The organism is Mucilaginibacter sp. (assembly GCF_028288105.1).
GTDB lineage: Bacteria > Bacteroidota > Bacteroidia > Sphingobacteriales > Sphingobacteriaceae > Mucilaginibacter.
Window position 1 is genome coordinate 1 of the sequence record NZ_JAQBOI010000061.1, and the last position, 15,848, is coordinate 15,848.

A 15,848-nucleotide genomic window follows, 5' to 3' on the forward strand; every position below is an offset into this window, starting at 1 on the left:
TTTTGAGTAAGTGTTATATTTTTAGTGAGGTGGTTTATTAAACCGAACTCTCCAAGGTTCTCTATATTGGTTTTCTCTTCGTTCTCGAACATATTATTTTTTATTACACAGATTATAAAAATCAACCGCAAAAATACGAAAGCTTAATGCAATAACCTTATCGTAATTGCTTTATCCGCTTACAGTTAGCCCGATTGTAATATTTACCATACAAATAATTAATTAACACATGGTTAATATATATAAGTTATTTTTACTTTACTAAATACATTTATATGAAAATCAGAAAATTACTCATTTTTTCCGCGTTATTACTTTTTATTGCAAGTTGTAAGAAAGACAACACCCCACAGCAACCAACAGACCCAATTGTAATACCACCGGCGCCAAAACCTTATACGATAATTGAAGGTTTTGAGACCGGTACCAAAGCTCCATATGCCGCCGCCAACGTTCAATTGAATACTGGTACCTGGAATTTTAACGATGCTTTAATAGGTGCTCTTGCTACCGATGTTAAAAATGGTTCAAAAGCTGCGCGTATACGTACCGGCGACATTAGCATGAAATTTGATATATCTGGTATCGAAAAAATAATCATAAAACATGCAAAGTTCGGTAGCGATGCAGCATCAACCTGGCAATTAATGATGTCTGTTGATAGTGGTAAAACCTTTACCCAATTAGGTGCCGATATTGCCGAAAATAATACGACCCTGGTTACCGATTCTTTTACGGTTAGTACCACCAAACCTGTTCGTTTCAGGATCCAGAAGCTTGGTACTACCCGTATTAATATTGATGATATTACTTTTAAAGGTACAGGCGATGCGGGTATAGTAGTAGGTGTACCAGATACTGAAGGGCCTGATACTACGGCATCATCATCTAATACCACACCAAGAGGTGTTACTGTTGGTGCAGATGCTCCGCCAACTACAGGGGATAACAGCGATATGCTATTTGGAAATCCATCTGGCGCGCAACCTGCTGTTGTAATGATGGATAATTACTTAATTGATATGGGTTATTACACAGAATCATACAACAGTACCAAAGCAGAACCTAACTGGGTAAGCTGGCATTTAGATGCTTCCAACATTACCAATGTATCATCGCGCTTAAATAATTTTGCAGCATTTAACGGTTTACCTGGTGGTTGGTTAGCAGTACAAAGTGGCAGCTATAATTATTCCAAATATGGTTTCGACAGAGGGCATAACTGCCCATCTGCAGATAGAACAAGCTCAGTAAATGCTAATTCTTCTACTTTTTTGATGACCAATATGATTCCACAGGCACCGCAAAATAACCAGCAAACCTGGAATAATTTAGAAGGTTATTTACGCGAACAGGTAGTTGCCGGTAACGAAGTGTACATTATTATGGGAAGTTATGGTACAGGTGGAACCGGCCTTAATGGAGCTTTAAATACCATTGTATCTGGTAATGTACGAGTAAATGTTCCCAGTAATGTTTGGAAAATAGCGGTGATTGTACCCGTCGGCAATGGAGATATTAGCCGTGTATCAGCAGATACAAGGGTAATAGCAGTTAATACACCAAATATAAACACTATCAATACCGACTGGAAACAATACCGTGTTACGGTACGCGATATTGAAACTGCAACCGGTTATAACTTACTATCAAACCTGCCACAGAATGTGCAGGATGCTGTTGAAACTAAGAAAGATAATTTATAAAATATTCCTTTTTCACGCATCATTGCGAGGTACGAAGCAATCTCAGAACTATGCATAACGAATATGCTTAAAAAGATTGCTTCGTACCTCGCAATGACGCTTTTTTATTGAGCTATCTTACAGCCCCAAACTTGCTGAGATCTCCAGCATTCTTTCAATAGGTTTTACAGCTTTTTCAATGATGTGTGCCGGAACTTCAATTTCCGGCATTTCATTTTTTAGGCACAGGTAAAGCTTCTCCAGTGTGTTCCTTTTCATGTGCGGGCAATCGTTACAAGCACAGGTATTATTTGGCGGCGCCGGTATAAACGTTTTATCCGGGTTCTCTTTTTGCATCTGGTGTAGTATACCAGCCTCTGTCGCCACAATAAATTCCTTTTCTGGGCTATTGGTAGCATATTTTAATATCCCTGTAGTAGATCCTATATAATCTGCCATCTGCAATATAACTTCCTCACATTCAGGGTGTGCCAATATTTTAGCATTAGGGTAACGCTCTTTCAGCTTAGTAATTTTTTCCCGGCTGAAGATCTCGTGTACCATACAGGCACCATTCCAAAGTACGAGGTCGCGGCCTGTTTTTTTAGCTACCCATGCTCCCAAATTTCTATCCGGACCGAAGATAATTTTCTGCTCTTTCGGCAGGCTTTCTACAATTTGTACTGCATTGCTTGATGTACAAACTATATCACTTAAAGCCTTCAATTCTGCTGTGCAGTTTACGTAAGTTATCACCAAATGGTCGGGATAATTTTCTTTAAACTTTCTAAACAGATGCGGCGGGCAGCTATCAGCTAAAGAGCATCCAGCTTTCATATCCGGTAACAAAACTTTCTTGTTTGGTGATAATATTTTTGCTGTTTCGGCCATGAAGTGTACACCGGCAAAAACAATAATATCGGCATCCGTTTTTGCTGCCTGCTGAGATAGGCCAAGGCTATCGCCAATATAATCGGCAATATCCTGAATATCTCCTTCCTGGTAATAGTGGGCCAGTATGACAGCATTTTTTTCTTTTTTAAGTTTTTCTATTTCGGCAAAAAGGTCTAACGACGGATCTATGTATTCGTCTGCAAAACCTTTCACTTTTATTTCTTCGAAGATATCCATTCCACAAATCAATTAATAATAACTCTTTTTATATATATAAATAAAACTATTGTTATTAAGGTGTTAGTTATGTTTAAAAGTCGTTCTGCTATTTACTTGAAAAGTTAGTTTTCAATACTTATTAACAGTTACTAAGCTCTTTTTAGTTTTTATTTTGCTGATTTTAAGATTAGTGTGACAAACAAGTTTTAATTTAAATACTTATTTGTTGATAATTACATGCTCAATAAAATGTTAGTTTCGTTGTAATATCGTCTTACAAATCGATCAAAAGTAAATGTAAAAACTGTAATTTTCAGGGTTATCAACATTCTGTTTATTTTCTAAGTTTTTACTTACACAAAGTTAACATGTTTTATACCCCTTATTAACATAAAGGCTAATTTTACACAATACACATACTAAAGATGACCAGAACTGTTGATTTCCTTGTAGTAGGATCGGGTATAGCCGGATTAAGTTTTGCACTAAAGGCTGCAAAGCATGGTAAGGTACTGATAGTTACAAAAGCTAACGAGGATGAAAGTAACACTAAGTATGCCCAGGGTGGTGTTGCTGTAGTTGTTGATAAAAAAGAAGATTCGTTTGAAAAACACATAAATGATACCCTAATTGCCGGTGATGGCCTATGCGACCCCACAGTTGTGGAAGCCGTTGTTAAGGAAGGTCCGGAACGAATTCGCGAGATTATTGATTACGGAACCAATTTTGATAAGACAAATGAAGGCATTTATGACCTTGCAAAAGAAGGTGGCCACAGTGAATTTAGGGTATTACATTATAAGGATATCACCGGATTTGAGATTGAAAGATCATTGTTGGAAGAGATTCATCGCGAACCAAATATTGAGATACTAACCCATTATTTTGCTGTAGATCTGATAACCCAGCACCATTTAGGTGAATTTGTGGGCAAATCATCAGAGAATATTAAATGTTATGGGATCTATGCTTTTAATACCGAAAATAACCAGGTAGAAAAAATAGAATCGAAAATTACCATAATGGCATCTGGCGGTGCAGGGCATATCTATTCGGTAACTACCAACCCGGTTATTGCTACCGGCGATGGTGTGGCCATGGTTTATCGTGCCAAGGGTAAAGTACGTAATATGGAATTTATACAGTTCCACCCTACTGCATTATATAATCCTGGCGAATATCCTTCATTCCTGATATCCGAAGCGGTGCGTGGTATGGGTGGTGTATTGAGGCGCACCAATGGTGAAGAATTTATGCAGGATTATGATCCGCGTAAATCTTTGGCTCCTCGTGATATAGTTGCACGTGCTATCGACTCTGAAATAAAAAAATCAGGTGAGGATTTTGTTTACCTGGATATCCGCCACAAAAAGAAGAAGGATATTATGGAGCATTTCCCTAATATATATGCCAAGTGTTTGGATATTGGTATTGATATGACCCGTGATATGATCCCGGTTGCGCCTGCTTGTCATTATATGTGTGGTGGTGTAATGGTAGATCACCAGGGCCGTTCATCTATTCAACGCCTTTATGCTTGTGGCGAATGTTCATCAACAGGCTTACATGGTGCTAATCGTTTGGCTTCTAATTCATTATTAGAGGCTTTGGTTTTTGCACACCGGATCTATAAGGATGCTATTGTAAACTTTAATGAGTTAGAAATACCTGCCAATATCCCCGACTGGGATGAAAAAGGTGTACAATTATCAAACGAGGATATTTTGGTTACACACAACATCCGCGAAATGCAAAAATTGATGAATGACTATGTAGGTATCGTCCGTTCCGATTTCCGTTTGGAAAGAGCTATGCGCAGGCTACGTTTGCTGTATGAAGAAACAGAAGATTTCTATAAGAAAACTAAACTATCCGTTAAGCTTTGCGAGTTAAGGAACTTGATTCAGGTATCTTATCTTGTAGTAAAATCGGCAATGGCCCGGCACGAAAGTCGTGGTCTACATTATACAACTGATTATCCTGAGCATCAGGAAGTTTTAGAGGATACAGTGTTTTAATGCTTTATTATAGGAATGAGTAAGCCTAATAGATTTATCGATATTATTATCAGTATCATTTGCGTTGTAATAATGGGTCAATTATTCTTTTGGCCAATTATAGGCGGCTTTATTTTGATGCCCAATGATAATATTGTATTGATATTACTTCTTATTAGTGTTATACTTAAAAGGCACAATAAAGTAAATTGGCAACCTATAGTCTTTATTTTATTGCTGCTTTTTGCGTTCAACGTTATAACCGTTTCACTTCATTTTGAAGAAAGCGATTTAACTGAAACCCATGTTTTAGCAAATATCGGTGGGCTAAGTGTTGAGCCTATTGCATTTTTGATTCTGATAATTTATATGATAATTAACAGAAGTACTATTAAGCACTTCATAAGGAGGATATTTTTTGAATCGGATGAAGAAAATGAAAGTAAGAGTAAAGAAAAAGTTGATTTCTATTACGATATGTTTAGCAAATTTACACCCGATGAAGTGAACGAGGCATTAAATATAATCGACGATTACCCTCATGAAGCACAAATTGCTTTGACAAAAGTAGAAAAGGAAAAAAAGATATAAAGCGAGCGGAAAACGGGATTCGAACCCGCGGCCTTCAGTTTGGGAAACTGATGCTCTACCAGCTGAGCTATTTCCGCTTATATAATATTCAAACATAACAAAAGTAAATCAATCACTAAATCAATAATTCACCAAATCACTAATTAAATTATGCCTGTTATACTGCCTGTAAAAGATAAATCACCCGTATGGGGAACTGATTGTTTCATTGCTGAGAATGCTACTATTGTTGGTGATGTGGTAATGGGTAATAACTGCTCGGTATGGTTTAATGCGGTTATCCGGGGTGATGTACATTACATAAAAATAGGCGATAATACCAACATACAGGATGGCGCTGTTATACACGCTACCTACTTAAAAGCGCCGACTAATATAGGTAATAACGTATCTATTGGCCATAATGCCATTGTGCATGGCTGTACGCTGCATGATAATGTACTGATAGGTATGGGCGCCATTGTAATGGATGATGCCGTAGTGGAGCAATATGTTATAATAGGCGCAGGATCTATAGTGCTGGAGAAAACCATCTGCGAATCGGGCTACTTATATGCGGGCACTCCCGCTAAAAAAATAAAGCCTCTTACTGCTGAGCAAAAGGCTTTATTAGATAAATTACCGCAAAACTATATCATGTATTCCGGTTGGTTTAAGGATTAACTACTTCTTTTGGAATAGTTATAGGCTCTTCTGCCTCCCAGTTTGGTCTTAATGTGATCTCCTTTTCGTAGAGCCAAATGTTTTCCGGTTGCGACTTTTGCCGCACGTTACCACTATCCCATCGCCCATTACGGTTGTCATCGTATATTATTCTAACCCTGTATTTGCCGGTTAAATAGTTTTTGTAGACAATTGATGTGCTTTTGCTGATAGGATCACTCCGCACTATCGTTTTTGCTTCGTCCATTAGCTCTACCACGTAGCGTTTGCTGCTGTCTGGTACGGTTACCTGTAAAGTTAACTGGCTGTAGTTTTCAGGTTTATCGGCTTCAAAATTTATACCCGTTCGTTTATTTTTATCACCGTATATATCTGTAAAAGCGGCTTCATTTAAAACTAACTGGTACTTGCTGCCTACCCGCCAACGATATTTAATTAATACACTGCGTGTGTTTGAGGTATCTTTTTGAATAGTAAAGTTGGTTACATTCACCGAATCCTGGCTTAGCGCTATCAACCCGTTCTCAAAACTCTCTATAGGCAAATTAGCCGTAACGCGAAGGTCTGTATTCGGCTTAAGCCTGTTATCGCGGTTAATGCCATATTTAAAAGATAAAACACGTACAAAGCTCTCTTTGCGCCCTTTAAGCTGATAGATAGTATCTACCGGTTTATTATTATCGTAGATGGCTACCCTTAACGAATCAAAATCCATATTACGCATAAAAACAAGCGCGGTGTCTTTGGTTTTACTTATTTCGTAGATCTTTTGATTATCCAGTGCCGGTGGATATATCACCTTTAACGATGGATTGTTTAACCGCTTATTAAAGACAAGTGATAGGATCCCATCAGGTGTAAATTTCTTTTCGGATAAACGGAACTTCTCTGGTATTTGTTGAAATAACGAAAGCTTGATGTTCGAGGTGTCTTTATTAAGAATTATTGATTTCTTAGAAAAAGCGATCAATTCTTTATCATTATCAAATATCTTATTTGGGCTGGGCTCCTTTAACGCATAAATTCGGTACTCACCATCGTGCAGGTTGTTCAGCGAGAAATTACCCGATGAATCTGTAGTGGTAAAAATGGCGGGTTTCTTTTTTCCGAAAAGAAGCGAGTCTTGTTTTATCGGGAAGATCATCACCGTCGCTTCTTTCTCTTTTTCCTGGGTTGTGCTGTTGATCACCGTTCCCGACATGCTTAACGAATCGATATGCGGGCCGGTCGAAAACACGTAAGTAAAATTTGTGAGCGTGTTGCTTTCGTTAACATCTTGTATGGCTTTACCAAAGTTGATAACGTAGGTGGTGTTTTTTTGAAGTGTGTCTTTAAAATCTATTGTCAGCGTTTTTCTGCCGATCTTATATTCCGCTTGTTTTTCTTGCGCCGGGCTAATGCTTATTTCCTGGTACTGATTGCTCAGTTTAAAAAATTCATCAAACTCCAGTTTAATTTCTGTGGCCGCGAAATTACGCGTCATGTTTTCGGGAGTTGCCTTCAATAATTTTGGTGGGGTAAGGTCGCGCGGCCCTCCCTGGGGTTTTTGGATGCTTGCGCAGCCGTAAACCAATAAAATCACCATTAAGATGAATAAATTTTTGCTGAAAAAAGCCGGTTTTGGATTTAACATTGTTTTTATGGCCTATAAACGATTTTTATCTTTTTATGAATTGCGGTATTAAAACTTTGAAAAAATGCTTTATAAACGATATTGTTATAATAAACTGATTTATAGGCTGTTATAACCTTATCTGGATACATGAACCATTAAAACCGACACATCCGACGGTGACACGCCTGAAATTCGGGATGCCTGGCCTAAAGTGCGTGGTTTTATCCCCATCAATTTTTCGCGTGCTTCTTTTGAAAGTGAAACCAGCTGACGATAATCAAACTCGGGATTAATTTCCCGGTCTTCCATTTTCTTCATGCGGTCAACAATTTCTAATTCTTTTATAAAGTAACTCTCGTATTTGATTTTTATTTCAGCCTGCTCAATTGTTTCTTTATCATAGCCGGATAACTTATCTTGTAGTGAGTTATCTATTCGCTTTAACTCATTAAAACCTATTTGTGGGCGGCTCAGTAAATTAAACAATTTAGCGCTTTGGTTAATTGGCGATGTTCCCGATTCTTCCAACAAAGCGTTTACTGCAGATGGGTCAACGCTTTTGGTTCTGGTAAAGGCGACTATATCATCCGAATTTTTGATCTTCCTGTTCACCTTTTCTAAACGCTCATCGTTTATCAGACCTAACTCGTGGCCCATTGGGCTTAACCTTATATCCGCATTATCCTGGCGAAGCAACAAGCGGTGCTCCGCTCTTGATGTGAACATGCGATAAGGCTCCTCGGTACCTTTAGTAACCAGGTCATCTATTAAAACACCAATGTACGATTCTGATCTTTTCAGGATCAACTCGTGCTTATCATTTATTTTTTGATGCGCGTTAATCCCTGCGATAAAACCTTGCGATGCTGCTTCTTCATAGCCAGTAGTACCGTTTATTTGTCCGGCAAAATACAGGTTGCTTATCAATTTTGTTTCCAGCGTTAAGCCTAATTGTGTAGGCGGGAAAAAGTCGTATTCAATTGCATAACCTGGGCGGAACATTTTTGCTGTTTCAAAACCCGGGATTTGGGTCAATGCTTTATACTGTACATCCTCGGGTAACGATGTAGAGAAACCATTTACATAGATCTCAACGGTGTTCCATCCTTCAGGTTCAACGAAGATCTGGTGGCGGTCGCGTTCAGCAAAACGATTAATTTTATCTTCGATAGATGGGCAGTATCTTGGGCCTAAACCTTTGATCCGACCGGTAAACATTGGCGACTTTTCAAAGCCTTCTTTAAGCGTTTCGTGTACTTTGGTATTGGTATAAGTTATCCAGCAGCAGCGTTGATCTTTTACCAATTTAACATCGGTGTAGGAGAAACGACCACGTTCTTCATCACCCCACTGCTCTTCCATAACTGAGTAATTTAGGCTACGCCCATCTACACGTGGAGGCGTTCCTGTCTTCATCCTACCCGATTCAAAACCCAGCGTGATCAATTGTTCCGTTAAGCCCGTTGCCGCTTTTTCGCCTGTGCGGCCTCCGCCAAATTTCTTTTCACCTATATGGATAACCCCATTCAGGAAGGTGCCATTTGTAAGCACAACTGCATCCGCTTCAATCTCTACTCCTATTGATGTACGCACACCGGCAATGGTATTTCCCTTTACTAATAGTGAGGTAACAGTGTCTTGCCAGAAATCAACATTTGGTGTTTTTTCTAACGCAATACGCCACTCCTCAGCAAACCTTGCCCTATCACTCTGTGCACGCGGGCTCCACATTGCAGGCCCTTTAGACAGGTTAAGCATCCGGAATTGCAGGGATGTTTTATCGGTTATAATACCCGAATATCCACCCAATGCATCAATCTCGCGCACTATCTGCCCCTTGGCTACACCGCCCATTGCAGGGTTACAGCTCATCTGTGCTATAGTCCCCATGTTCATGGTGATTAGCAAAACAGATGAACCTAAATTGGCAGCAGCAGCGGCAGCTTCACAGCCCGCGTGCCCGGCACCAACTACTATTACATTATATTTCTTAAACATATAACCTCCATGTTCCACGTGGAACATTATGTGATTTTTTAATCTGATGTTCCACGTGGAACGTTTAAAAATGAATACAGCGCAAACGCGCCCCAAACACCTTCTAATACTACAAATGGGTAAAAATCTATCAAATACGACGAGAAACAGCATATTCCCGCACCTAAAAAGTTCATTCCCGTATATATTCTTCCCTGTGCCGATACCTTCTTATACATATTCAGCAGGAATGCTATCAATAAAATGATAACACCAATAGAAGCAATAATATCTGACGTCTTCATGTCCTTACGCTTCTTTTAATTCGCCCAATTCAATCCAGCGAGTCGTTTTAGTATCAAGCTGTTTGTTTAGGTAGGTGATCTTATCAGTTAGTTTGGTCAATTCTTTTGGGTCGATATTGGTGGTGTTTAACTGCTCGTTTGTTTCCACAAGCTTAGCCTCAATATCGGCAATTTCCTTTTCCAACCCTTCAAATTCCTTTTCTTCTTTAAAGCTTAGCTTGGCTTTCTTTGCTGCTTCTGCCTGCACAGTTGGAGCAGCTACAGCTGGTTTTTTATTTTGTTGTTTGGCTTCTTCCAGATCAATACGGTAAGAGGTATAGTTTCCGTTATAAATTAGAACCTTGCCCTCTCCTTCCATAATAAATAACTGGTCGGTTAGCTTATCAAGTAAATACCTATCGTGCGATACCATTATTAATATACCCGGGAAGTTGGTTAAAAACTCTTCCAGTACATTCAACGTATCAATATCTAAATCGTTGGTAGGCTCATCCAGTATCAAAAAGTTTGGGTTCTTGATAAGGATGCTCATTAGGTGCAGGCGCTTCTTCTCGCCCCCACTTAGTTTGGAAACCATGCCATACTGCTTGGCTGGAGGAAACAAGAACAACGTAAGCAAAGCCGAAGCCGATATTAGTTTACCATCGGCCATGGTGATGAACTCCGCGACATTCTTTACTATATCTATAACGCGTTCATCTTCCTTAAAGCTTAAACCCGACTGGTTAAAATAACCAATCACCGTAGTCTCGCCCTTTATTATCTCTCCGCTATCCGGCTGCAGGCCGCCTGTAATTAAGTTTAACAGGGTTGATTTACCGCTACCATTTTTGCCGGCTAAACCAATGCGGTCACCTTTTTTAAATATGTAGCTGAATTTATCGATATAGGTATTGCCGTTAAAGCCTTTACTTATGCCATGCATTTCCATTATCTTATTGCCCTGGCGCGATGTTTTTACGCTTAGCTCAACGTTTTGTTTAGGTCCGTTGTTTTTTGTTTTGCCTTCCAGGTCATAAAAGGCATCTATTCGCGATTTTGACTTAGTGCCGCGGGCTTTGGGTTGCCTGCGCATCCATTCCAGCTCTTTGCGTAACAAATTGGAGTTCTTTTGAAACGTTGCTTCATCAGATGCTTCCCTTTCTGCCTTTTTCTCCAGGTAGTAACCATAATTACCAAAGTAAGGGATGATCTTACCTTTGTCTATCTCCAAGATCTCGTTACAAACGTTATCCAGGAAATACCTGTCGTGCGTAACCATCAGGATGGTTTTGCTGCCTTCGGTCAATAATTTCTCTAACCACTCAATAGTATCAATATCAAGGTGATTGGTAGGCTCATCTAAAATATAAATTTCGGGGTCTTCAATTAACAGTTTAGCTAAAGCTAAACGTTTCTTTTGGCCACCTGATAGCGTGCTAATGTGCTGGTTAAGGTGATGTATGTCAAGTCTTCCTAAAATAGTCTTAATCTTATACTCATATTCCCAGGCATCAATCTCGCTCATCTCCTCCATTACTTTATCCATCTCCTTCATGTTCTCCGGGTCGTTCTCTAACAACTCTTCGTAACGGCGGATCAATTGCTGCTGGATATTATCAGCATGAAAAATATAATCGCTGATGCTAATGGCACCTTTAAAATGCGGGTCCTGCTCCAGGTAGCCAACATTAAGGTCTTTACTTTGCGCAACTTTACCTTCGGTTGGCTTTAACGAACCGGAAAGTATTTTTAACAAGGTTGATTTACCCGCCCCATTTATACCAACAAGCGCAACCCTGCGGCCGCGGTTAATGCCAATGGTTAGGTTTTTAAACAACCAGTTATCATGAAAGGAATGGCCTAAACTCTCGGCCGAAATATAAGTGCTCACTAAATAATATGTATTTTATCTGATGTATATATAAAAGTGCCCGTTGCACATTCTAATGATTTTTTGAACATGGCATGGGCAACTGTAATGCCTTTAATGCTCCTGTATTTTTTTAACCCACCAATTAATAGCGGATCTATAACTTTAAATATGCCGCCAATTACTTTCTCTAATAAGCGGGTACCCTTCCGGCCGCCTATCAGCATTGATGGCTGATAGATATGCAGGGTTTCTAAGCCAAGCTTTTTAATGTCGTCTTCCAGCTCGCCCTTCAACTTAGTATAGAACATGGAGGAGTTTTTATCTGCCCCAATAGCCGTTACCACATGAAACTGATTAACGCCGTTTTGCTTAGCTAATTGCGCCAGCTGCAAAGGATAATCATGATCTATCTTTCGATATAACCTTTCAGCGGGTGTTTGGCTTTTGGTTGTCCCCAGGCAAGAAAATAAAGCGTGCCCTGTGATAGCTGCGGCATGCTTATCCAGCTCATCAAAATTTATGACCAACTGAACTAATTTTTTATGCTGAACAGGTAATTCTTTACGTACCAGCACTAATACCTCGCTATACTCCGGCTGTTGCAGCAGTATATTCAGTAAATTACTGCCAATAAGGCCGCTTGCGCCCGCTATAATTGCTTTATATGCCATTATGGTCAGTTTTAACGTGCAAAAATACGCATAATTAAATTGTGGAATAAAGATTGTGTGTTTAAACATATATTTAATTACATAACATTTATTATCCATTAAAATTAGAGAAATGAAAACAGTATTTCACGCAGCAAGCGAAAGAGGATATAACGATATAGGTTGGTTAAAAGCCAATTTTTCATTCAGCTTTGGCCCCTACCACAACCCGGATAAGGTTCATTTTGGCGCCTTAAGGGTTTTAAACGACGACTTTATTGCTCGCGGCAATGGCTTCGGCAGTCACCCGCATGATAATATGGAGATCACCACGATTGTTTTGGAAGGAGCATTGGAACACAAAGATAGCATGGGCAACAAAGGGATCATAAAGGACGGCGATGTGCAGGTAATGTCGGCCGGTACGGGTGTAGTGCATTCAGAATATAACCCGTCCGAAACAGAAGACACCTTATCACTACAGATCTGGATCTTCCCGAAAGTAAGGAATATTCAACCCCGTTACGATCAAAAAAACTTTGGTGACAAGTTTGTGCAGAATGAATTTACCACATTGATATCACCCATAAAAAACGATAATACCCTTTGGTTAAACCAGGATACTACCTTTTCTCAGGGCAGCTTTGATGCAGGCCAACAGATAAATTACACCATAAAAATACCTGGAAATGGCGCGTATGTGTTTGTTCTTGAGGGAGATATCAACATTGACGGACAGGATTTAAACAAAAGGGATGCCCTGGGCGTTTATGAAACAGACGCGTTTACAATACAAACCAACAGCGAAAGCCGGTTATTGATCATAGAAGTACCGATGTTATAAGCTGCGCCAATATAAAATTTCGGTAGCCAAAACATTTGGCCAATGGTTTGTTTATAACTGGCAAGTAATAAGAAACTTATGGCAGAACAAGTAATTACCGGATATAAAAGATGGCTGGAGGGCATCGGTGAGCAAGGCGTGTTCTTCAAAAACTTTTTTCGTAACATTTTTAGGGGCGGTTTTGAGTGGTCGGAGTTTGTGCGCCAGTGTTACGAAATTGGTTATCGCTCCATGTTGCTGGTAGGCATCACTTCCTTTATAATGGGTTTGGTGCTTATCCTGCAATTAAGGCCATCTATGTTAGAAATGGGGGCCGAAAGCATGCTTCCAAAAACACTGGCAGTATCTTTTATCCGCGAAATCGGGCCGGTTATTATAGCTATTATTTGTGCTGGGAAGGTAGCATCGGGTATAGGTGCCGAACTGGGCAGCATGAAGGTTACCGAACAGATTGATGCCATGGAGGTATCTGGAGCAAACCCGCTGCAGTACCTGGTAGTTACCCGTATTTTGGCAACCAGCCTAATGATACCTTTACTTACAGTGATAGGTGATGCTATAGGCCTTTTTGGTGGATATTTGGCATTAAACTTTACCGATGATATTTCCTTCTCGCTTTATTTTCACAAATGTATTGCCTCGCTTGAGTTTATAGACCTTTTCCCGGCGCTTGTAAAAACGGTATTTTTTGGCTTTGCCATTGGTTTTGTGGGATGTTATAAAGGTTATAACTCTAACAAAGGAACCGAAAGCGTGGGCCTTGCGGCAAACTCGGCCGTGGTAACAGCTTCCTTATGGATCTTTGTTATTGATGCCATTGCCGTACAAATCACCAGCTTATTATTTTACAGGTAAATTATGGAAACAGCAACAAAACATACCGAAGAAAATAAGCAAACCCTTAAAAACGAGGTGGTGGTTGATATTGACCATATCAGCAAGTCGTTTGGTACCAACGAAGTATTAACAGACATATCCCTGAAGCTAAAACGCGGGGAAAATGTGGTTGTGCTGGGTAAATCTGGCCAGGGCAAATCTGTTACCATACAATGCATCGTTGGCCTGCTTACGCCAGACAAAGGCACTGTAAAGGTATTTGGCGATGATGTGGCCGAAATGGACGCAGATGAACTGAAAGAACTGCGTACAATGGTTGGGTTCCTGTTTCAGAGCGGGGCATTGTATGATTCTATGACGGTTAGGGATAACCTTGAATTTCCGCTTACACGAGTTTTAAAATTAACCGACCGGGCCGAGATCGATAAACGTGTTGAGGAGGTGCTTGACGGGGTGGGTTTGCTTGACGCGATAGATAAAATGCCGTCAGATCTATCCGGAGGGATGCGTAAAAGGGCAGGATTGGCACGAACAATGATCGTACGGCCCGAAATAATGCTTTATGACGAACCAACTACCGGGCTTGACCCCATAACGTCGCGAGAGATAAGTGAGTTGATCCTGAACATGCAAAAGAAGTATAAAACATCATCCATCATAATTACCCACGATATGGAATGCGCAAAAATTACTGCAGACCGTGTTGTGATCATGAATGAGGGAACATATATAGCCGAGGGCTCGTTTGATGAGCTCAAAAAATCGGAAGATACATTGGTAAGATCATTTTTTAACGAAACAACATGAAAACCACATCATCGCAAAAAATAAAAATAGGCGCGTTTACCGTAGCAGGATTGGTAGTGCTGCTCCTGGCTGTATTTTATATAGGCAATCAAAAAAGCCTTTTTAGTTCCACCTTTAGGGTTTACGGCACATTTAGGAACGTAAGCGGGCTTACTGTTGGTAACAACGTACGTTTTGCCGGGATAAATGTGGGTGTGGTTGATGCCATAAATATTGTTACCGATAGCTCGGTACGTGTAGATCTTACGCTTAATAATTCTGTTAGGAAATTCATTAAAACCGATTCAAAAATGAGTATTGGCAGTGATGGTTTAATGGGCGATAAACTGGTTGTTATAGCGCCGGGAGGTATAAAAAGCAATAAAGAGATAGAGGAAGGTAACGAACTTGGCTCTATTAACCCGGTTGATGTAGATAAGATCATAACTAAGTTAACCAGGATTGCAGATAATGCCGAGACCTTGACTACCGACCTATCGCAAATTGTAGCAAAGGTTAATAGCGGCAAAGGAAGTATCGGCCGGTTGTTAAACAATGATAAAATAGCAAAGGACCTGGAAGGTACGGTTAGGCAGGCCAACACAACCATGAAGGGCGTACATGCCACTACGGCCACCCTAAACGAAGACTTGAAAGCGGCACAAAGCAACTTTTTATTAAAAGGGTTCTTTAACAAGAAAAAGAAAGCAGCCAAGGCTAAACAGGATTCTATCAAAAAAGCCCAGGAGAAGATACAGGATGCAAAAGAGAAGGCAGCTAAAGAAGCCGCTAAGAAGAAGGAGGATAATTAATAATAAACCTAACCGGTCATCCTGAACTTGTTTCAGGATCTCATAGGACTGTGGCGATATTGCAAGAGAGGTGCTGAAATAAATTCAGCATGACATTGGAGTAGTACAAACAAAAAAG

14 protein-coding genes and 1 tRNA gene are annotated in these 15,848 nt (G+C 39.9%); 8 read left to right on the forward strand and 7 right to left on the reverse strand.

The window, feature by feature from the left end; all coding sequences use genetic code 11:
- Positions 1 to 275 precede the first annotated feature (275 nt).
- On the forward strand, positions 276 to 1,706 hold the full coding sequence (locus tag JWQ85_RS04385; protein ID WP_299464511.1) for a DNA/RNA non-specific endonuclease: 1,431 nt from the start codon (positions 276 to 278) through the stop codon (positions 1,704 to 1,706).
- 117 nt (positions 1,707 to 1,823) lie between these two features.
- On the opposite strand, the gene nadA is transcribed toward JWQ85_RS04385, so the two are convergent.
- Positions 1,824 to 2,816 carry a quinolinate synthase NadA gene (gene nadA / locus JWQ85_RS04390; protein WP_299464514.1) on the reverse strand — a complete coding sequence of 331 codons (993 nt, stop codon included), beginning with the start codon at positions 2,814 to 2,816 and terminating at the stop codon, positions 1,824 to 1,826.
- A gap of 407 nt (positions 2,817 to 3,223) precedes the next feature.
- Between nadA and nadB the strand changes: the two genes are divergently transcribed.
- Both nadB and JWQ85_RS04400 read left to right on the forward strand, forming a co-directional pair.
- Positions 3,224 to 4,816, forward strand: a complete 1,593-nt coding sequence (gene nadB / locus JWQ85_RS04395) for an L-aspartate oxidase (protein ID WP_299464517.1) — start codon at positions 3,224 to 3,226, stop codon at positions 4,814 to 4,816.
- A 15-nt stretch (positions 4,817 to 4,831) separates the two neighbouring features.
- The gene (locus JWQ85_RS04400; protein ID WP_299464520.1) at positions 4,832 to 5,386 is read left to right on the forward strand and encodes a hypothetical protein; all 555 of its coding nucleotides are present in this window, start codon (positions 4,832 to 4,834) and stop codon (positions 5,384 to 5,386) included.
- A gap of 4 nt (positions 5,387 to 5,390) precedes the next feature.
- Here JWQ85_RS04400 and JWQ85_RS04405 read toward each other — a convergent pair.
- Positions 5,391 to 5,463, reverse strand: a tRNA-Gly gene (locus tag JWQ85_RS04405).
- Positions 5,464 to 5,536: 73 nt separating this feature from the next.
- Between JWQ85_RS04405 and JWQ85_RS04410 the strand changes: the two genes are divergently transcribed.
- The gene (locus JWQ85_RS04410) at positions 5,537 to 6,049 is read left to right on the forward strand and encodes a gamma carbonic anhydrase family protein (protein WP_299464523.1); all 513 of its coding nucleotides are present in this window, start codon (positions 5,537 to 5,539) and stop codon (positions 6,047 to 6,049) included.
- Here the strand turns inward: JWQ85_RS04410 and JWQ85_RS04415 are convergent.
- The 5 genes from JWQ85_RS04415 to JWQ85_RS04435 form a co-directional block, all read right to left on the reverse strand.
- Positions 6,039 to 7,682 carry an Ig-like domain-containing domain gene (locus JWQ85_RS04415; protein WP_299464526.1) on the reverse strand — a complete coding sequence of 548 codons (1,644 nt, stop codon included), beginning with the start codon at positions 7,680 to 7,682 and terminating at the stop codon, positions 6,039 to 6,041. The two genes, JWQ85_RS04410 and JWQ85_RS04415, sit on opposite strands and share 11 nt — an antisense overlap.
- A 117-nt stretch (positions 7,683 to 7,799) precedes the next feature.
- Entirely contained in the window at positions 7,800 to 9,662 is a 1,863-nt protein-coding gene (mnmG, locus tag JWQ85_RS04420; protein ID WP_299464548.1) for a tRNA uridine-5-carboxymethylaminomethyl(34) synthesis enzyme MnmG, read from the reverse strand.
- Positions 9,663 to 9,700: 38 nt separating this feature from the next.
- Entirely contained in the window at positions 9,701 to 9,946 is a 246-nt protein-coding gene (locus JWQ85_RS04425) for a hypothetical protein (RefSeq protein WP_299464529.1), read from the reverse strand.
- A gap of 4 nt (positions 9,947 to 9,950) precedes the next feature.
- Entirely contained in the window at positions 9,951 to 11,819 is a 1,869-nt protein-coding gene (locus JWQ85_RS04430; RefSeq protein WP_299464531.1) for an ABC-F family ATP-binding cassette domain-containing protein, read from the reverse strand.
- On the reverse strand, positions 11,819 to 12,472 hold the full coding sequence (locus JWQ85_RS04435) for an NAD(P)H-binding protein (protein ID WP_299464534.1): 654 nt from the start codon (positions 12,470 to 12,472) through the stop codon (positions 11,819 to 11,821). Before JWQ85_RS04435 ends, JWQ85_RS04430 begins: the two co-directional genes overlap by 1 nt.
- 112 nt (positions 12,473 to 12,584) lie before the next feature.
- Between JWQ85_RS04435 and JWQ85_RS04440 the strand changes: the two genes are divergently transcribed.
- The 4 genes from JWQ85_RS04440 to JWQ85_RS04455 all read left to right on the forward strand — a co-directional run bounded on the left by JWQ85_RS04440 (position 12,585) and on the right by JWQ85_RS04455 (position 15,730).
- Positions 12,585 to 13,295: a pirin family protein gene (locus JWQ85_RS04440; protein ID WP_299464537.1), complete on the forward strand. Its 711-nt coding sequence runs from the start codon at positions 12,585 to 12,587 to the stop codon at positions 13,293 to 13,295.
- A 78-nt stretch (positions 13,296 to 13,373) separates the two neighbouring features.
- A complete protein-coding gene (locus tag JWQ85_RS04445; protein WP_299464540.1) occupies positions 13,374 to 14,150 on the forward strand; it encodes an ABC transporter permease in 777 nt (258 codons plus the stop codon).
- 3 nt (positions 14,151 to 14,153) lie between these two features.
- Positions 14,154 to 14,939, forward strand: a complete 786-nt coding sequence (locus JWQ85_RS04450) for an ABC transporter ATP-binding protein (protein WP_299464543.1) — start codon at positions 14,154 to 14,156, stop codon at positions 14,937 to 14,939.
- On the forward strand, positions 14,936 to 15,730 hold the full coding sequence (locus JWQ85_RS04455; protein WP_299464546.1) for an MlaD family protein: 795 nt from the start codon (positions 14,936 to 14,938) through the stop codon (positions 15,728 to 15,730). Before JWQ85_RS04450 ends, JWQ85_RS04455 begins: the two co-directional genes overlap by 4 nt.
- Positions 15,731 to 15,848 lie beyond the last annotated feature (118 nt).